Genomic DNA, 17,820 nt, shown 5'->3' on the forward strand with positions numbered 1-17,820 from the left:
TATGTCATAGCGGCCTGTGGAATCCGAGGGTTGCGGAAATGCCTTCGGCCGCGGTAAGCAAATGCGGCACCGCTGCGCGCAGCGCCTTTTTCGTGAGCCGTTGCGACGGCCCGCCGATACCGACCGCCGCCACCACGCTGCCCGAGATATCGCGCACGGGCGCCGCGATGCCGCGCATGCCGACTTCCGACTCTTCATCGTCGATCGAATAGCCGTCGCGCCGCGCTGCCTCCAGCGTCTTCAGGAAGACCTGCGTGTCGGTGTTGGTCTTCGGCGTGCGCGCGGCGAGCCCTTCCTTGAGCACGCGCGAGATCACATCGGGCGTGCGCGACGCGAGCAGCACATGACCTTCGGCGGTGCAGAACGCAGGCTTGCGCACGCCGATATACGACCGCATGCGGATGGCCTGATCGCTCTCGAGATTGAACAGGTACACGATGCTCGTGTCGTCCAGCACCGCGAGATGCACGGTTTCGTCGGTGTGCTCGCGCAGCACGTGCAGAAACGGCACCGCCTGTTTCGCTACATCGAAACGCCGCCGCACCAGCGCGCCGAGCGTGAACAACTGAATGCCCAGCCGATAACGCCCGTTGTCCGCGTTCTGCTCCAGCATGCCTTCGGCAAGCAGCGCGCTCGCAAGCCGGTGCGCCGTGCTCTTTGCGATACCCATGCGTTTCGCGAGCACGCTGATACCCAGTTCCGGCTCATGCTCCGAGAACACCTTGAGCAACTGGAGCGCCGCCGTCACCGACGACAGGCGCTGCGGTCCCTCCTCCTTCTCCTGCACCTTGCCTGCTTCGTGCTGCGTTGCCTCTGATTTCATCGAAATATACTCCACGAAATACTGAAATGGAATAGCGTTCCGTATATAGGAACGCATTGATTCATCCCCGACCGTACCGTCAGATCCCTTCCTGCACGACGCAAAAACAACGGATTGCCTCAATTGCGGACGATCGCGCCCGGAGAGGATGCGGAATAACCCTGACCGGCTTTCGTTCCGCTTGACTTAGGAACCTAAACAAAGCGACACTCGATTCGTTCCATTTTAACAGACTATCGTTCTGTATATCGGAACGAAATAGCGTACCCGAACTTGCCGCCCGGCAAACAGAAACAACCGAACATTCGTCATGAACAAGCGCTCGAGGAAGCGCGCAGGACGCGCATACGGTTAGTCATCCGTAATACAAGGCGTCCAAAAAAATGCGACTGGAAGATTCCGTAGCAAAGCATCCCGGTTCGAATGAAACCGGCATCACTATGAATCAAGGGACGGAGACCGCATGAAAAAGACAGCGTTGTTTCTCGCACTTCCCATGCTGGCATGCGCCGGCGTGGCGCACGCCCAAAGCTCGGTCACGTTATATGGCCTGCTCGACGCCGGTCTGGTCTATATCAACAATCAGTCGGGCCATTCCAACATCGAGACGGTGACGGGACAGACGAACGGCAGCCGCTGGGGCATGCGCGGCGCCGAGGATCTCGGCGGCGGCATGAAGGCGATTTTCACGCTCGAAAACGGCTTCGATACGTCCAACGGCAAGCTGCTGCAAGGCGGACGCGAGTTCGGCCGGCAAGCGTTCGTCGGTCTGGAAAGCCATTACGGCACGCTCACGCTCGGCCGCCAATATGATCCGATGACGCAATGGATCGGCGAGATCGCAGCAACATCGCTGTGGGCTTGGGTCGGCACGCACCCCGGCGACTTCGACAACCTCAACTCGAACTTCCGCGTCAACAACTCGCTGAAGTACATGTCGCCGAATATGAATGGCCTGCGCCTGTCCGGCATCTTCGCGCCCGGCGGCGTCGCGGGCAACTTCGGCACGAACCGCATCTATACGCTCGCCGCGTCTTACGCAAACGGCCCGATCAGCGCGGCGATCGCCTATGACAACGTGAACAATCCGTCGGTGTCCGCGTATGACGGAACCGTGAATCCTGGACAGCCGGGCTATACGTCGCCGGGCAAGAGCCCGGTGTACAGCGGTTATGCATCGGCGAATTCGCTCGAGATCTTCGGCGCCGGCATTGCGTATAACTTCGGCCCCGGCAAGATCGGCTTCGTTTATACGAACACCCGCTTCAACGACATTCTGCGCACGCCGACCACGCCGAACAGCGGCAAGGCCACCTTCAACAGCTTTGAAATCAATGCGCGCTGGTTCGTGATTCCAACGCTCCAGATCGCCGCCTCCTTCGACTACACGAAGGCTCAGACCGCGAAATACGAGCAGGTCGACTTCGGGCCCGACTACTTCATCTCGAAGCGCACGGACCTGAACCTCGTCGGCGTATGGCAGCACGCATCGGGCATCGATTCGACCGGCAAACCGGCCGTCGCGGCGATCGGCTCGCTCGGCCAGTCGTCGACGGCGAATCAGGTAGCGGTCAAGCTCTCGCTGCGTCATCGGTTCTGATGCGTTTTACATTGACATCGCGAATTCGCCGATGCTAATGTTGTTCCACACAACGACACTTCGTTCCGAATAAAGGAACGATAAAAATTCGGGCGCCCCACGCTGCATACCTGATCGACGGACAGGGCACGGCGCGCGGGCGCCGCGGCTCATGAAGCCATGCGCGATAGGTGTTCGATCAAGGAGACAAGCAGTGAAAGCAGTCAGGCTATTGAGTGCGGCGCTCGTCGCGTGCGTCGTGTCGGGATCGGGTGCAGCGGCCGATCTGACGACGGTGCGCGTCGGCATTGCCAACGCGAGCAGCGACGTGGCGTTTTTCATCGCGGAGAAGAAGGGTTACTTCCGTCAGGAAGGTCTCGACGCGAAGTTCATTCCCTTCGACTCCGGCGCGAAGATGGTCGCGCCGCTCGGCGCCGGCCAGCTCGATGTCGCGGGCGGCTCGCCCTCCGCGGGACTCTATAACGCCGTGGTGCGCGGCATTGGCATCAAGATCGTCGCGGACAAGGGCTCGACGCCGCCGGGATATGGCTATCAACCGTTGCTCGTGCGCGCCGATCTCGTTGCGAATGGCCGCTACAAGTCGCTTGCGGACCTGAAGGGCATGAAGGTCGCGGGCAGCGCAACGGGCAGCGCATCCACATCGACGATGAACGAGGCGCTCAAGAAAGCCGGTCTGAAGACGAAGGACGTCGAGCGCATCTATCTGTCGTTTCCGCAGCACGTAATGGCGCTGCAGAACAAGGCCGTCGATGCCGCGCTCACGACCGAGCCTTCCGCCACCGAAGCCGTGAAACGCGGCGCAGCCGTGCGCGTGGTCGGCGACGATCAAATCTATCCGAATCATCAGCTCGCTGTCGTGCTCTATTCGACAGGCTTCATCAAGGATCATCCGGATGCGGCCAAGGCTTTCATGCGCGCCTATCTTCGCGCGGTGCGCGACTACAACAACGCGCTTTCGAACGGCAAGCTCGCGGGGCCGAACGCGCCCGAAGTGATCTCGATCCTCACCGAATACACGCCGATCAAAGACCCCAACATCTATCGCACGATCGTGCCTCAAGGAACGAACCCCGACGGCAAGCTCAACGTCGCGAGCCTCGAGAACGATCTCGCGTTCTTCAAGAGCGAAGGCGTGGTGAAGGGCAACGTGACGGTCGCGCAAGTGCTCGACACGTCGTTTGCAGAAAATGCCGTGAAGGAACTCGGCCCGTACAAACCTCTCAAGTAAGGAGCCGGCATGTCGATTCCCTCGCTCATCGCAGACGATCCGCCTGTCAAGATTCGCCTGCGCAATCTCACCAAGTCGTTTCAATCTGGCGGCGGCACCGTGACCGCGCTCGACAACATGTCGCTCGATATTCCGACGGGCTGTTTCTTCATGATCGTCGGACCGAGCGGATGCGGCAAGTCCACACTGTTGCGCATGCTCGCGAATCTCGACGAACCGACGAGCGGCACCGTCGAAATCAGTGCGCCTGCGGAAAAGCGTCCGAGCAATTCGATGGTCTTTCAGGGCGATTCGCTCTTTCCGTGGATGACCGTGTGGGACAACGCCGCTTACGGTCTCACGTTGCGCGGCGTGCCCAAAGCGCAGATTCGCGAAGTGGTCGGTCATTACCTCAGTCGCACGGGTCTCACGCGTTTCGCCAAGGCTTATCCGCATCAACTGTCGGGCGGCATGCGCCAGCGCGTGTCGATCGCGCGCGCATTCGCGAACGACCCCGACATCCTGTTGATGGACGAGCCCTTCTCTGCACTCGACGAACAGAACAAGGTGCTCTTGCAGGAAGAACTGCTGCGCATCTGGGAAGAGACGCGCAAGACCGTGCTCTTCATCACGCATAGCGTCGATGAAGCCGTGACGCTCGGCGACCGCGTGATGATCATGACCGCGCAACCGGGCACGGCGAAACAGATCGTCGATGTGCCATTCGAGCGTCCGCGCTCCGTGCTCGAACTGCGTTCGCGGCCCGAGTATGGCGAGTTCGTCTATTCCATCTGGGGACAATTGCGCGATGAAGTCCAGCGCGCCCGCTCACGCGACCTTGGCGAGATCCACGCATGAAAACCGCGCAAAAACTGACCGCACCCGCGATGCAATACAAGTCCTCTCCTTCCCGGCTCAAGCGCTGGTTCTCGGGTAATAACCGCGATCGCATGATCAGCATCGCATCGCCTATCGTGCTATTGATCGTCTGGCAGATTCTCGCTGAAACGGGCGTCATCGACGAACGCTTCTTTCCCGCACCGTCGAAAGTTTTCGGCACCTTCATCGCGCTCGTCAACGACGGCTCGCTGTGGGACAACACGTGGGCCACGCTGCAACGTCTCTTCTGGGGCACGCTCGCCGGCGGCATTCCCGCGCTGATCCTGGGCGTCGCCATCGGTCTTTCGCGTCCGCTGCGCGCCGTGTTCGATCCGCTGATCGCGGCGACGTATCCGGTGCCGAAAAGCGCGATCTTCCCGCTGCTGCTTCTGATCTGCGGCCTCGGCGAAGCATCGAAGATCGTGATGGTTGCGATCGGCGTGTTCTTTCCGGTGCTCATCAATACCGCGACGGGCGTGCTCGAACTCAACAAGATCTATCTCGACGTGGGCCGCAATTTCCGCGCAAGCCGCTGGCAGGTGTTCCGCACCATCGCGCTGCCGGGCGCCGTGCCGCACATCATGAGCGGCATCAAGCTCGGCATCGGTCTCGGTCTCATGCTGATCGCGATTGCGGAAATGATCGGATCGAAGAGCGGCCTCGGCTACATGATCTGGAACGCGTGGGAACTGCTTTCCGTCGAGCAGATGTATGTGGGCCTGCTCGTCATCGCCGCGCTCGGTTACTTCATCTCCGTGGTGCTGACGGAGCTGGAGCGCAAGCTGATTCCGTGGAAGTCGTCGCGCTGAACGCGCCTCAATCATTCGTCATGTCATGAATTCGACCGCAACGATTCAAACGCAGAACCATACCGGCCAGAAGCGCATGCTGGCCGACGCGATCCTCATGCTGGAGCGCGCCGAAGTCATCGATTTCAACGGGCATGCAAGCTGGCGCGTGCCCGGCCAGGAACGCATGTTGATCAACTCGGGCGCATCCGTGCGCAGCGCGCTCACTGCCGCCGATATCGTCATCGTCGATTTCGACGGCAATCTGATCGAAGGCGATTCCGCCCCGCCGATGGAGTTTCATATCCACTCGGAGATCTATCGCAGGCGGCCGGATGTCGGTTCGGTGATTCATGCGCATCCGCTATGGTCGACGCTGTTTTCCATGACGGGCAGGCATGTATTGCCCGTCATCATGCAGGCGGCCGTGCTCGGCGAGATCCAGCGCTTTCCGAAGACCGCATCGATCAATCGCAAGGAACTCGGTGAAGCCCTTGCGGAAGCGCTCGGGCCGCATCGCGTCGCCATGCTGAAGTCACATGGTTCGGTGATCGCGGCGGCGAGCATTCTCGAAGCCTTCGTGCTCGCGTTCTACCTCGAAGAGAACGCGCATCGCCAGTATCTCGCCAGTCAACTCGGCGAGCCGACCGTGCTCGATGCGGAACAGATCGAAGCGATCCGGCGCAATCTCTGGAAGCCGAACCTGCTGCAGAAGGTCTGGGACTATCACGCGGGCAAGCTCGGCGCGCGCGACTGATCGCTTCACATGCATCGTGAACGCATACCGGTCTATGTCGTGACCGGTTTTCTCGGCAGCGGCAAATCCACGCTGCTCGCGCGCTGGCTGAAGGAAGCGCCCTTCTCTAACGCGGCGCTCATCGTCAATGAAATCGGCGAGGTCGGCATCGATCACGCAACGCTCGGATTCTCGGGCGATACATCGATGCTCCTCGCCGATGCGTGCGTCTGCTGCAGCGGCCTGCCCGCGCTGAACGAAGCGCTGGAACAGCTGTTCTGGGCGCGGCTCCATCGCAGTATCGAGCGCTTCGAGATGGTCGTCATCGAAACGACCGGACTCGCCGATCCGAGGCCGCTCGTCGCGTCGCTGAGCCTTAATTCGCTGGTGAAGGAACGCTATCGCATTGCAGGCACGTTCACGGCCATCGCCGCGAACACTGCGCTCGATACGCTCTCGCGCTTTCCGGAAGCGCGCGCGCAACTGAGCGGCGCCGATGCCGTGATCGTGACGAAGACAGATCTCGTCGGAGCGCAAGAACGCGCCGCCGTGGAAGATCACATAGCCTGTTCCGGCACACGCATCGCGCATTCGGCGAACGCGAGTTTCGCGTTGGAGGATGCGCTTTCGCTTCTGGCTCAGCCCGCGCCGCGCGTCGAACGCACGGTCGCGCCGCCTTTTTCTCGCCTGCGCTCGCACGATGCGATGACGCGCTTCATCGCGATCGAAGATGCGCCTGATATCGACGCACTGCACGCGCAAGTCATCGAACTCAAAGAGCGATATGGCGATTCGCTATTGCGTCTGAAGGGGCTCGTGCGGCTGAAAGATTGCTTCGCTCTCGTGCAACTCGCGCGTGGCGACGCGCGTGCGCAGATTACGCGTACATCGACGATCCCGAACGATGTGAAGAGTGGACTCACGTTGATCGTGAAGCCGGGCGCAGCACGCTGAACGTGCGCGCCTCGGCGGGCTGCGTCATTGCTCGTCGATCTCGATGCTCACTTCACCATCCTCGACATGCGTCTTGTAGGTCTTGAGCGGAATCATGCAAGGCGGCGCGACGACCTCGCCCGTCTTGATGTTGAAGGAGCCGTTATGGAAATCGCACTCCACCACGTCGCCGTCGATATATCCCTCGGACAACGAACCCGGACCATGCGTGCACGTGTCGTTGGTGACGAAGTATTCGCCCTGAATGTTGAACACCGCCAGTGCAAGACCGTTTCTTTCGATCTTGATGGCCTGACCTTCGGCGACATCGCCGGCGCTGCAAAGGCGGGCAAAAGCACAAGCTTGATGCATCGGTTCTCTCCTTCTCCGTTTGACATGGCATGGGGCAAATGATAACTTTGTTCCTGTTTAAAGAACAGAGTTCCTTTATACGGAACACGTCTAACCAACCGTCCACACGAACACGTCGAGAGACAAGCGCAAACCCTGAGGCAAGCACTATGTTGAGAAGAGAGCAAAACGATCTGGTCACGCAAACCGGCCCCGGCGCGCCGATGGGCGAACTTTTCCGGCGCTTCTGGCTGCCCGCGCTGCTGTCCGAGGAACTCGCCGAGGCGGGCGGCGAGCCGGTGCGCCTGCAACTGCTGTCGGAGCGCATGCTCGCGTTCCGCGATTCGGAAGGAAAGCTCGGCCTCATCGACGAGTTCTGCGCGCATCGCGGCGTCTCGCTCTGGTTCGGCCGCAACGAGGAAGGCGGCATTCGCTGCCCGTATCACGGCTGGAAATACGATGTGAGCGGCCAGTGCATCGACGTGCCGTCGGAACCGGCTGCGAGCGGCTACTGCAACAAGATCAAGCTGAAGTCGTATCCGCTCGTCGAGCAGGGCGGCGTGATCTGGGTCTACATGGGACCGAAGGAAGAACAGCCGCCGCTGCCCGCGTTCGAGTTCTCGACCGTGCCTCAGAGCCAGTCGTTCACGAGCAAGCGTCTGCAGGAATGCAACTGGCTGCAGGCGCTCGAAGGCGGCGTCGATTCGAGCCACGTTTCCTTCCTGCACAGCGGAAGCCTCAACACGGACCCGCTTTTCAAGGGCTCGCGCGGCAATCAATACAACCTGTCCGACCTGAGCCCGGTGTTCGAAGTGGCGGAAGCGGATGGCGGCCTCTTCATCGGCGCGCGCCGCAATGCGGAGGACGACCAGTACTACTGGCGCATCACGCCGTGGGTCATGCCCTGCTTCACGATGGTTCCGCCGCGCGGCGATCATCCGGTGCACGGCCACTTCTGGGTGCCCATCGACGATGAAAGCTGCTGGGCCTGGAGCTTCGACTATCATCCGACGCGCGATCTCACCCAAGCCGAGGTGCAGGCGATGAAAGACGGCAAGGGCATTCACGTGCGCTACATTCCCGGCACGTACATTCCGCTGCAAAACAAGACCAACAACTATCTGATGGATCGCGCCGCGCAGAAGGCGGGCATCACGTATAGCGGCGTGGAAGGCATTGCGATGCAGGATGCATCGCTACAGGAAAGCATGGGGCCCGTTCAGGACCGCACGCGCGAGAACCTCGTCTCGACGGACAACGGCATCATCATGGTGCGTCATCGTTTGATGAAGGCGGCGCGTGCGCTTGCCGAGAAAGGCATCGAGCCGCCGGGACGCGATCCGGAGTCGCAGAAGGTGCGTTCGGTCGCGATCGTCCTGCATCGCGACAAGCCGTTCAAGGAAGGCGCGCACGATGCGCTTCACTCCGAAGCGGGCAAGGCTCACACCACCATCTGACGAGGAGGCGCACGGTTCGTCATGAATCGCGCGCCATTGATGCATGAACGAAGCACATCATCAACATAGCGAATCTTCACGCACATTCAAGGCCGCCGTCGCGGTCGAATCGTCGCGCACGGAGATTCAGACGTTCGAGCGGCCGGACATCACGGCATCGACGGGACTGTTGCGCGTCGCGATCACGGGCGTGTGCGGCAGCGATGGCCCCTACTATCGCCAACTGCCGCAAAGCCGCGGCCCGCTCATTCTCGGGCATGAGACGGTCGGACATATCGAGGAAGCGGGCGAGCTCGCGCGCGCACGATGGGGCCTGAAAGAAGGCGATTACGTCGCGCTGGAAGAATACGTGCCGTGCGGCCATTGCGAATACTGCCTCTCCAACGAGTTCCGTCTTTGCGATGCAACCGACTGGCGTCTCAACGGCCTGCGCTACGGCGCAACCGGATTGCGCACTGCGCCGAGCTTCTGGGGCGGCTTCAGCCAGTACCAGTACTTGCAGTTGAACACGGTGTTTCATCGCGTGCCGTCGAGTGTCGCGCCCACGCATGCGGCGCTCGCGCTTCCACTCGGCAACGGCATCGAATGGGCGTATCTGCAAGGCGGTGCGGGACCGGGCCAGGCGATCGTGATTCAGGGGCCGGGACAGCAAGGTTTGTCGTGCGTCGTCGCGGCGCGTGAAGCGGGCGCGGCGAAGATCATCGTGACGGGCCTTTCGACACAAACCGATCGCGATCGCCTCGAGCTCGCGAAACGTCTCGGCGCGGATCACACCATCGAAGTCGATCGGGAAGACGTGCTCGAACGTGTCGCCGATCTGACCGGCGGCGCGATGGCCGATCTCGTGATCGACTGCGCATCGGGCGGCCCGGCGACCGTCACGTCCGCCATTCAGCTCGCGCGCAAGCGTGGCACCGTCGTGCTCGGCGGCCAGAAGCGTGTGCCGATTCCCGAGTTCAACAGCGACATGATCATCGCGCGCTTTCTCACGGTGAAGGGCATGCGCGGGCACAGCTATCAGTCGGTCGAGCTCGCGCTGCAACTCATCGCCGCGAACCGGCACGATGTCACGCAGATGAGCACGCACACCTTCGGCCTCGACGATACCGATCTTGCGCTGCGCACCTTGCAGGGCGAAGGCGTCGAAGGCGCGATTCACATGACGATCGACCCGTGGAAGTAACCATGCCCGATCATCGCGTACCGTCGGAGGTGCGATTCAGGGTACGCGCCCCGAATTCGGTGCCGCGCCGTATCAGGGTCATCGCTCTTACGGATGACGATGCGGAAGTGAGAAGATGCGCCGAACGCGCGCACGCCGATGTGCAGTTCGTGTACGCGACTGAACTCGCCGCGCTGTTGCAGACCGAAGGCACGGCCGCGTTGAACGCATGGCTCGGCGCGCCGGATCTTGTGGTGATCGCGGGCCGCGAAGGCGATGACGCGCATGCGGGCGCGGTCGCGGCGAAGGCGTATCGTAGCCGTGGCGTGACCGTGTCGGGCGTGGTCGGGCCTTCGCTCGAAAGCCGCAAACATGCCTTCACGGCCGACCTGCTGCGCCCTCATTGCACGATGCTGATTCTTCCGGTCGGCGCGGGCTATCTGGAAGGTCTGCTCGCCGCTCTCGGCGCATAGCGACACAACATGCTGGAGACAAGGCTTTGAAGCAAGACATCAATCGATGGTGGACCGTCCTCGGCGGCGCGATCTGCTTATCCGTCGGCGCGGGCGTGATATCGGCGTTCATGTTCGGCACGTTCATCAAGGCGATTGCAGCGGAGAATGGCTGGAGCCGCGCGCAGGTATCGCTCGGCCTCACCATCTTCGAGTTCGCGATGGGCCCGGGCACGATCATGCTCGGCTCGCTGATCGACCGTTTCGGCGTGCGCCGCCCTACGCTGCTGTTTCTGCTGCTATTCGCGGCATCCATTGCGCTCGTCGGCGTAATTCCGGTTTCGCTCGTGGCCTTCTGTCTCGTCTTCGTGATGGTCGGCTTCTTTGCGCCGGGCAGCAATGCGTTGCCTTACGCGAAAGTCGTTTGTGCGCGATTCGATCATCGGCGCGGGCTGGCGCTCGGGCTCACTGTCGGCGGCACGGCTATCGGCGCGATGTTGATGCCGCAATACGCGGGTTATCTATTGCGACATTTCGGCTGGCGCACGGGTTATCTCGGCGTTGCCGCGCTGATGGTCGTGTTGTCGATTCCCGCGCTGTACTTTCTCGTGAAGATGCCGCCTGGTGTCGATGAAGCGATCTCGCGACACGCGCGCGAGGCACGAGCCGATCTGCCTTCGCTGTGGACGATCTTTCGTCACGATCGCACGTTTCGATTGCTCGGCATTGCGATCTTCTGCATGTCGGGGGTGTTGCTTGCATTGCTATCGCAACTCGTACCCATGATGACCGATCGCGGCGAGACCGTGCGCGCGGCGGGGACGATGCTTTCCATTGCAGGGCTTGCGTCGGCGGTCGGGCGTTTGTTCGCGGGTTATCTGATGGATCGTGTGCATGCGCCTTATGTTGCGGCTATGTCGTTCGGGTTGACGTTGTGCGGTGTGTTGATTCTTGCTGCGGGCGCGACCGGCGATACGGCGATGATTGCATCGGCGATGATCGGTGTGAGTATTGGCGCTGAAGCGGACATCATCACGTTTATTGTGAGTCGTTATTTCGATTTGCGTTTGTTCGGGCGTGTATGCGGCGGTATGTGGGCTTGTTGGGGTTGGGGCGCGGGGATCATGATTTTTCTTTCGGGACTTTGTTATGACCTTACGCGGTCCTATCATCTGGCGCTTTGGGTGTTTTCAGGGTTGGTCGGTTTGTCAGTGGTTTCTATCGTTCGGCTCGGGCCTTATGTTTATCCGGAACAAAGTGATCCTAGGAAGGCCGATGCGCTCGGCGTTGCGCTTGATTCTTAGGAATTTTATGTGGAATCCTGAATTCATGTCGGTTTATTAGCTTCGCCCCTGTGCGGGGCGGCAGTCACTTTCTTTGCTCGGGACCAGAGTAAGCGCTAATTCGCCAACTCTGGTCGACGCAAAGAAAGTAACCAAAGAAACTGCTATCCCCAGCCTAAGCACTTCATGCCGGCCGCGGCACAGGCGATTGATCTAATGGCCCCCGGAGTAGCGAGTGTTTCGCAAAACTCGCGGGGCTTGGATCGCGCACGGTCTGTTTCATCGCACCGCTTAAGGGACTGGTGCACCCCTGCAAGCTCCGGCCCGCTTCGCGGCCGACCGGTCAATCGGGGGTTGCGTGTGCGTGTGCATCCGCGTGGTTTCCCTTGCATACCCCACGGCAGCGCATAGCGCTGTGCCGAAACTCTTTCGTGCTGAACCAGCGCGCTCAAAGTTATGGCTCGTCAGACCGTGCGCGATCCAAGCCCGATTCTGCTTGTGAGGGCACTCGCTACTCCGGGTTCCATTCAGCCAATCGCCTGTGCCGCGGCCGGCATGAAGTACTTTGGATGGGGATAGCTGTTTCTTTGGTTACTTTCTTTGCAGCAGCAAAGAAAGTGACTGCTGCCCCGCATAGGGGCGAAGCTAATAAACCAACACCAATACGGGATCCGGCAAAAAACCGAAAACAAAAAACTCAAAAATCAATAACAAGCCGCTGACTCTTCGACCCGGAACAACAAATAAGCATAGTATCCCCCGCGACCTGCTCGCGTTCACTAAGAACGCTATCCCGATGCTCCGGCGTCCCTTCGATCACATCGACCTGGCAAGCTCCACAGATTCCTTCTTCGCAAGAATAAGGCGCGGAAACCCCCGCTTCACGCAACACCTGGAGAATGGTCTTCCCAGAAGGCACATCAAACTCCTGCCCCGTGCGATGCAACTTCACGACGAATCCACCTTCACAAGCGGCCTGCGCACGCGGCGCGAAATACTCGATATGCACGCGCTCCGGATCGACCGATGCCGTCGCGGCTTCATAACCCGCGAGCATCGGCTGCGGCCCGCAGCAATAGAAATGCGATCCATCGGGCGCCGTCGCGACGATCGAAGCAATATCGAGCACACGACCATCATGCTCCGCATCGAAATGCAGCGCCGCTTGCGGCAACGAAGTCAAGGTATCGAGAAACGCAGCCTCCCTGCGCTCACGGCACGCATAGTGCAACGAGAACGACCGACCAAGACGCATCAACCGCTGCGCCATACACCAGATCGGCGTAATGCCGATGCCCCCCGCAATCAACACCGTATGCGCCGCCGTCTCGCACAACGGAAAGTTATTGCGCGGCCCGCCGATATCCAGCATCTGTCCCACGCGCAACTGCTCATGCATAAATCGCGACCCGCCCCGGCTCGCACGATCGCGCTTGATGCCGATGAGATACGCGCGCTCGTCGCCATCGGCGGTCACGAGCGAATACTGGCGCATCAGGCCGCTCGGCATATGCACGTCGATATGTGCGCCCGGCTCCGCGCGCGGCAATGTCGCATTGTCGGGACGACGGATTTCGTAGACGTTGATATCGTCGGCGGCATAACGGATCGCCGTCACGCGCATATTCATCGACAAAGACATGGAACCACTCCTCAATACGTGCGGCGTCGTCGCGCCGCGAGATCAATCCTGTTTGACGTGACGCGTAACGTTCGTCAGCACGCTCTTCATCGGCAGGCGCGGCTTGAGCGCGGCAGCCGTATCGAGCAGCATCTTGCGGAACACTTTCACCTGATCGGTCGTGAAGCGCGTGAGCAGCCCCGACACCGTCAATGCGCCAAGCAACTCGCCGCGCTCGTTCAGAAGCGGCACCGCGACCGCAGCGAGATCGGGATCGCGATCGCCCTTCGACACGACCCAACCCCGCGAGCGCACCGGCATGCTCGATTCCTCACCGCGCGACTGTGGATCGAACGCCCACAACACGCGGCCCGCCGCGCCGCCCTTCAGCGAATGCCGCGAGCCTTCGTCGAGATGATGCCGCGCCGAACGCGGCGAATTCACGCGATACAGACAGATGCGCTCGTCGCCATCACGCACATAGAACGACGCGGTTTCGCGCGTGAACGTCGACAGCTTCTGCAGCGCTGGGCGGACCAGATCTTCGAGACTCACATCGGCCTGGCTCAGCGCGCCGAGGCGCCGCAATTCAGGGCCCAATGTGAAATGGCCGCTCGCATCGCGATCGAGAAAGCGCATATGCACGAGCGACGCGCACAGCCGCAGGATCGTGCTCTTGTAGAAGCCCGAGCGCTGCGCGAGCACCGCCAGCGATAGCGCTTCGCCAGGAAGACGGAAGCATTGAAGAATTGCAAGCGAACGTTCGACCGCTTCGACACGCGGACGCTTGTCTTCGGCTTCGATCGCTTCATAGAATGATGCGTCCGCTTGCTCTGCCTGCATCGGGTGATCGAGGTGCATCGTTTCGTCTCCTCAAAGCTGATTCATGACGGAATTTATAGCCCGCGACGATGGTTCTGTCCAACAGAATTTGTGCCGCTTGTCAGAACGCTATACGGACCCTAATCTGCACTCACCTGAACACGGAGACGGAACATGCTGAGTGCAGCGATGAACGAACGACTCACGCGCGTCGGCCCGGGCACGCCGGGCGGCGAACTGATGCGGCGCTACTGGATTCCGATTGCGCCCTATTCGCAACTCGAAGACGATAATCCGGTGCACAAGGTGCGCGTGCTCGGCGAAGATCTCGTGCTCTATAAGGACAAGAGCGGCACGCTCGGTTTGATCGGCGATCGTTGTCTGCATCGCAATGTCGATCTGAAGTTCGGCATCCCCGACAACTGCGGTCTGCGTTGTCCCTATCACGGCTGGCTCTTCAACGAAGACGGCAAATGCGTCGAGCGGCCGATGGAAGCCACGCCGCGCGGCGAGATCAAGCAGAAATTGAAGGCGTATCCGGTGCAGGAACTTGGTGGACTCGTGTTCGCGTATCTCGGGCCGTTGCCCGCGCCGGCGCTGCCGCGTTGGGATCTCTTCGTATGGCCGAATGCGATTCGCCAGATCGCCATCATGAAGATCGACTGCAACTGGCTGCAATGTCACGAGAACACCGGCGATCCGACGCACAGCGCATGGGCTCACGGGCACATGTTTCAATACGTGCTGGAAAAGCAGGGACGTTATGAAGAAGCCGCCGCGCGTGCCGAGCATACCTTGCATACGCGGCTGAAGACGGGCATCGGCATCAAGGAGTTGTATGCGAACCCGAGCCAGCACGGCATCTCGAAGGGCGTGCGCTATTCGAAGGACCTCGGCGCGGAAGAGGACTACACGCGCGAGCATTCGACCGTGATCTTTCCGTTCTTCACGCAGACGGGCAAGACCGGCGCACCGCGCAGCGAGTATCAGATTCGCGTGCCGATCGACGATGAGCACACGTATCACATCTGCTATCAGGTCTACGCAGCGCCGCCGGGCGTCGATGCGCCCAAGCAAGACAGCGTGCCGTGGTACGAACCGCCGCGTCACGACGAGAACGGCAAGCCCATTCTCGACTACGTGCTCGCGCAGGACGCGCTCGTATGGGATGCACAAGGCGCGATCACCGATCGCTCGCAGGAACTGCTCGGCCGCACCGATATTCCCATCGTGCTGCTGCGCAGGCAACTCGACGAGCAGATTCGCCGCGTCGAAGAGGGGCTGGAGCCGATCAACTTCTGGCGCGACGAATCGCCGGACATCATTTACGGTTCGGGCGAAGCGCCCGATTACAGCAAGCCGCTGCTCAAGCATAACTTTCGCAAGCTTTATCATCGCGGCTTCTTCAATGACGATGCTGACCGGTATGGCCCGATCATCGAAGACGTGAAGGACTTGCATCGCCGCATCGAGGAAGCGGAGATCGCCGCGCGCGAAGCCAGCGCGAGCGCGACCTGATCACGTGCGAAGAGGCTCGCGATGAAATACAGAGGCATCGGCCAAACGGATTTGAAAGTGTCCGAGATCGGCTTTGGCTGCGGCGGCAATGCAGGCTTGATGGTGCGCGGCAGCTTCGACGAGCAGTTGCGCATCGTCGAGGCTGCGCTCGAAGCAGGCATCAATTACTTCGATGTCGCGCCCGACTATATCGGCGCCGAAGCGAATCTGGGCCGCGTGCTGCGTACCTTGAAGGCACGGCCGCTCATCAACTCGAAGGTCGAGATACGCGCCGAGAATCTCGACGATATCGCGGGGCATGTCGTGCGTTCCGCGGAATCGACCCTGGAAGAACTGGGCGTCGATCATCTCGACGTATTGCAGATTCACAATGCGCCCGTGGCAGGAACGCGCGCGCCCGTGGACCGCGACTATCACACGCTGGGCGTGCAGCATTTTCTCGGACCACGCGGCGCGCTCGAAGGTCTGACGCGTCTCGTCGATGCGGGCAAGGTGAAACATGTCGGCTTCGTCTGTCGCGGCAACGATGCGCCGTATGTGCGCGAGCTGCTCGCAACCGGCATGTTCAGCGTGCTCAATGTGCCCTACACGCTGCTCAATCCGAGCGCGGGCATGGTATTGCCGGCCAACCTTGCCGTCGATAAAGACGGCGGCGCCGTGCTCGACGATGCGCGCGAAGCCTGCGCGGGCGCCGCGATCTACAGCGTGCTGGCGCGCGGCTTTCTGTCGGATCAAAGTATCGCGGGCGAAGCGCATCATCCGCTTGCGCGAGATGTTTCCGGCAACGCTTCCGATGCCAGGAACATGCGCGAGCGGGCCGCGCGAGTCAGTTTTCTCGCACGCGAATCCGGCATAACGCTCGCACAAGCCGCGTTCCGCTTCGTGCTCGCGCATCCCGGCGTGACGACCGCACTCGGCGGATTCTCTTCGATGGAACAACTGAAAGAGCTGTGCGCAGTGTCCGGCATGGGCCCGTTCGCCGACGATCTCAACGCGCGTCTCGAACGCGTATGGCAGAGCAATTTCGCCGAAGCGGAGTCATGATGGCAATTGCAAGCGCGCATGCAAGTATCCCGACGTAAAGGAGATCAGCGTCCCCATGACAATGACGAGAAGAGACGTGATGCGTCTTGCCGGCGCGACGCTCGCGCTCGGCGCCGCGGGCCTGCCGCTCGCGGCGAGCGCGAAGGAATCGCAGCCGCGGCCGAACCTCGCGCTCGCATCCTATGAAGGCCAGGACCGCGCCGCGAAAATCCTCGCCGCAGCGAAGGAAGAAGGCGAGCTGAACTTCTATACGTCGATCGCGCAACCGGACGTCGCGCCGCTCATCGATCCGTTCGAAGCGCGCTACGGCATCAAGGTCAACGTGTGGCGCGCGGGCGACGAGCAAGTGGTTCAGCGTATCGTCGCGGAATCGCAGGGGCATCGCTATATCGTCGATGCGGTTCACACGGGCTCGTCGTATCTCGATGCACTGCGGCGCGAAAAGCTACTCGCACCGGTTTCATCGCCCGTGCTCGCGGAACTCGCGCCGAACGTGGTGCCCGCGCATCGGCAATGGGCATCGACGATGTTATCGGTCTGGGTTCAGGCGTATAACACGCATCTGATCAAACCCGCCGATCTGCCGAAAAGTTATGACGACCTGCTTGCTTCGCATTGGAAAGGCAAGCTCGGCATCGAAGCAAAAAGCAGCGACTGGTTTGCGACGGTCGCGACGCAAATGGGCCGCGACAAGGGCATCGAATTCTTTCGCACGCTCGTCGATACGAATGGCGTCGCCGCGCGCACGGGCAATTCGCTTCTGAACAATCTCGTGGTCGCGGGAGAAGTGCCGCTCGCGCTCGAAGTCTATAACTACATGCCCGCACAGGCGAAGCGCCGCGGCGCGCCCATCGACTGGTTCGTGTTGCAGCCGGCGGCGGCGCGCGCGAACGGTGTCGCGCTGCTCACGCATGCGCCGCATCCGGCCGCCGCGCTGCTGCTCTACGACTATCTGCTATCCGTCGATGCACAGCGCATCCTCGTTTCGCGCGACTATGTGCCGACGAATCGCAACGTTGCATCGCCGATGCAGGGCGTCAATGTCGCGCTCGTCGATCCGGCCATGACGATGCGGGAACGCAGTCAGTGGAACAAGACGTTCAACCAGATCTTCCTGCATTCGTCGGGAACGTGAGCGGATACA

17 protein-coding genes are annotated in these 17,820 nt (G+C 60.9%); 13 read left to right on the forward strand and 4 right to left on the reverse strand.

All coding sequences use genetic code 11. The features are described 5' to 3' along the window. Positions 1 to 4: 4 nt before the first annotated feature. On the reverse strand, positions 5 to 823 hold the full coding sequence (locus AWB74_RS05705) for an IclR family transcriptional regulator (protein ID WP_061145794.1): 819 nt from the start codon (positions 821 to 823) through the stop codon (positions 5 to 7). Positions 824 to 1,286: 463 nt separating this feature from the next. Between AWB74_RS05705 and AWB74_RS05710 the strand changes: the two genes are divergently transcribed. From AWB74_RS05710 to AWB74_RS05735, 6 genes are all read left to right on the forward strand, one after another. After that, complete coding sequence (locus AWB74_RS05710; RefSeq protein WP_061145795.1) at positions 1,287 to 2,423, forward strand: porin; 1,137 nt, start codon at positions 1,287 to 1,289, stop codon at positions 2,421 to 2,423. A 193-nt stretch (positions 2,424 to 2,616) separates the two neighbouring features. Continuing rightward, positions 2,617 to 3,651 (forward strand): ABC transporter substrate-binding protein, encoded by a 1,035-nt coding sequence (locus AWB74_RS05715; RefSeq protein WP_087038852.1) that lies wholly within the window; start codon positions 2,617 to 2,619, stop codon positions 3,649 to 3,651. A gap of 9 nt (positions 3,652 to 3,660) precedes the next feature. Further along, positions 3,661 to 4,488: an ABC transporter ATP-binding protein gene (locus AWB74_RS05720; RefSeq protein WP_061145797.1), complete on the forward strand. Its 828-nt coding sequence runs from the start codon at positions 3,661 to 3,663 to the stop codon at positions 4,486 to 4,488. Continuing rightward, entirely contained in the window at positions 4,485 to 5,318 is an 834-nt protein-coding gene (locus AWB74_RS05725; RefSeq protein WP_200821926.1) for an ABC transporter permease, read from the forward strand. The genes AWB74_RS05720 and AWB74_RS05725 overlap by 4 nt, the downstream gene beginning before the upstream one ends. 25 nt (positions 5,319 to 5,343) lie before the next feature. Continuing rightward, on the forward strand, positions 5,344 to 6,054 hold the full coding sequence (locus AWB74_RS05730) for a class II aldolase/adducin family protein (protein WP_061145798.1): 711 nt from the start codon (positions 5,344 to 5,346) through the stop codon (positions 6,052 to 6,054). Positions 6,055 to 6,063: 9 nt separating this feature from the next. Next, entirely contained in the window at positions 6,064 to 6,987 is a 924-nt protein-coding gene (locus AWB74_RS05735) for a CobW family GTP-binding protein (RefSeq protein ID WP_061145799.1), read from the forward strand. Between the two features lie 24 nt (positions 6,988 to 7,011). On the opposite strand, the gene AWB74_RS05740 is transcribed toward AWB74_RS05735, so the two are convergent. After that, positions 7,012 to 7,338: a non-heme iron oxygenase ferredoxin subunit gene (locus tag AWB74_RS05740; protein WP_061145800.1), complete on the reverse strand. Its 327-nt coding sequence runs from the start codon at positions 7,336 to 7,338 to the stop codon at positions 7,012 to 7,014. A gap of 149 nt (positions 7,339 to 7,487) precedes the next feature. On the opposite strand from AWB74_RS05740, the gene AWB74_RS05745 reads away from it, so the two are divergent. From AWB74_RS05745 to AWB74_RS05760, 4 genes are read left to right on the forward strand one after another with little or no spacing between them, the layout of a single operon-like run. Beyond that, positions 7,488 to 8,774, forward strand: coding sequence for an aromatic ring-hydroxylating dioxygenase subunit alpha (locus tag AWB74_RS05745; RefSeq protein WP_061145801.1), 1,287 nt, complete (start codon positions 7,488 to 7,490; stop codon positions 8,772 to 8,774). Positions 8,775 to 8,817: 43 nt separating this feature from the next. Further along, entirely contained in the window at positions 8,818 to 9,957 is a 1,140-nt protein-coding gene (locus AWB74_RS05750) for a zinc-dependent alcohol dehydrogenase (protein WP_061145802.1), read from the forward strand. Between the two features lie 2 nt (positions 9,958 to 9,959). Further along, complete coding sequence (locus AWB74_RS05755) at positions 9,960 to 10,409, forward strand: hypothetical protein (protein ID WP_235024489.1); 450 nt, start codon at positions 9,960 to 9,962, stop codon at positions 10,407 to 10,409. Positions 10,410 to 10,435: 26 nt separating this feature from the next. Then, complete coding sequence (locus AWB74_RS05760; RefSeq protein WP_061145804.1) at positions 10,436 to 11,692, forward strand: MFS transporter; 1,257 nt, start codon at positions 10,436 to 10,438, stop codon at positions 11,690 to 11,692. A gap of 676 nt (positions 11,693 to 12,368) precedes the next feature. Here AWB74_RS05760 and AWB74_RS05765 read toward each other — a convergent pair. Both AWB74_RS05765 and AWB74_RS05770 read right to left on the reverse strand, forming a co-directional pair. Next, positions 12,369 to 13,313 carry a PDR/VanB family oxidoreductase gene (locus AWB74_RS05765; protein WP_061145805.1) on the reverse strand — a complete coding sequence of 315 codons (945 nt, stop codon included), beginning with the start codon at positions 13,311 to 13,313 and terminating at the stop codon, positions 12,369 to 12,371. A gap of 42 nt (positions 13,314 to 13,355) precedes the next feature. Beyond that, positions 13,356 to 14,153: an IclR family transcriptional regulator gene (locus AWB74_RS05770; protein WP_061145806.1), complete on the reverse strand. Its 798-nt coding sequence runs from the start codon at positions 14,151 to 14,153 to the stop codon at positions 13,356 to 13,358. 135 nt (positions 14,154 to 14,288) lie between these two features. Here AWB74_RS05770 and AWB74_RS05775 point away from each other — a divergent pair, with 135 nt between their 5' ends. Genes AWB74_RS05775 through AWB74_RS05785 form a run of 3 tightly spaced genes read left to right on the forward strand, consistent with a single transcriptional unit; the run spans position 14,289 to position 17,811 of the window. Beyond that, entirely contained in the window at positions 14,289 to 15,632 is a 1,344-nt protein-coding gene (locus AWB74_RS05775; protein WP_061145807.1) for a Rieske 2Fe-2S domain-containing protein, read from the forward strand. 21 nt (positions 15,633 to 15,653) lie between these two features. Then, positions 15,654 to 16,676, forward strand: coding sequence for an aldo/keto reductase (locus AWB74_RS05780; RefSeq protein ID WP_061145808.1), 1,023 nt, complete (start codon positions 15,654 to 15,656; stop codon positions 16,674 to 16,676). Between the two features lie 55 nt (positions 16,677 to 16,731). Beyond that, positions 16,732 to 17,811 carry an ABC transporter substrate-binding protein gene (locus AWB74_RS05785; RefSeq protein WP_061145809.1) on the forward strand — a complete coding sequence of 360 codons (1,080 nt, stop codon included), beginning with the start codon at positions 16,732 to 16,734 and terminating at the stop codon, positions 17,809 to 17,811. The last annotated feature ends 9 nt before the right edge of the window (positions 17,812 to 17,820 follow it).

The sequence above is a fragment of the Caballeronia arvi genome (assembly GCF_001544695.2).
Taxonomy (GTDB): Bacteria; Pseudomonadota; Gammaproteobacteria; order Burkholderiales; family Burkholderiaceae; genus Caballeronia; species Caballeronia arvi.

Coding starts and splice junctions, on each gene's coding strand:
- AWB74_RS05765 (WP_061145805.1), bottom strand. CDS start 13,313: ATGTCTTTGTCGATGAATATGCGCGTGACGGCGATCCGTTATGCCGCC.
- AWB74_RS05750 (WP_061145802.1), top strand. CDS start 8,818: ATGAACGAAGCACATCATCAACATAGCGAATCTTCACGCACATTCAAG.
- AWB74_RS05755 (WP_235024489.1), top strand. CDS start 9,960: ATGCCCGATCATCGCGTACCGTCGGAGGTGCGATTCAGGGTACGCGCC.
- AWB74_RS05710 (WP_061145795.1), top strand. CDS start 1,287: ATGAAAAAGACAGCGTTGTTTCTCGCACTTCCCATGCTGGCATGCGCC.
- AWB74_RS05730 (WP_061145798.1), top strand. CDS start 5,344: ATGAATTCGACCGCAACGATTCAAACGCAGAACCATACCGGCCAGAAG.
- AWB74_RS05720 (WP_061145797.1), top strand. CDS start 3,661: ATGTCGATTCCCTCGCTCATCGCAGACGATCCGCCTGTCAAGATTCGC.
- AWB74_RS05725 (WP_200821926.1), top strand. CDS start 4,485: ATGAAAACCGCGCAAAAACTGACCGCACCCGCGATGCAATACAAGTCC.
- AWB74_RS05745 (WP_061145801.1), top strand. CDS start 7,488: ATGTTGAGAAGAGAGCAAAACGATCTGGTCACGCAAACCGGCCCCGGC.
- AWB74_RS05775 (WP_061145807.1), top strand. CDS start 14,289: ATGCTGAGTGCAGCGATGAACGAACGACTCACGCGCGTCGGCCCGGGC.
- AWB74_RS05785 (WP_061145809.1), top strand. CDS start 16,732: ATGACAATGACGAGAAGAGACGTGATGCGTCTTGCCGGCGCGACGCTC.
- AWB74_RS05705 (WP_061145794.1), bottom strand. CDS start 823: ATGAAATCAGAGGCAACGCAGCACGAAGCAGGCAAGGTGCAGGAGAAG.
- AWB74_RS05770 (WP_061145806.1), bottom strand. CDS start 14,153: ATGCACCTCGATCACCCGATGCAGGCAGAGCAAGCGGACGCATCATTC.
- AWB74_RS05780 (WP_061145808.1), top strand. CDS start 15,654: ATGAAATACAGAGGCATCGGCCAAACGGATTTGAAAGTGTCCGAGATC.
- AWB74_RS05740 (WP_061145800.1), bottom strand. CDS start 7,338: ATGCATCAAGCTTGTGCTTTTGCCCGCCTTTGCAGCGCCGGCGATGTC.
- AWB74_RS05735 (WP_061145799.1), top strand. CDS start 6,064: ATGCATCGTGAACGCATACCGGTCTATGTCGTGACCGGTTTTCTCGGC.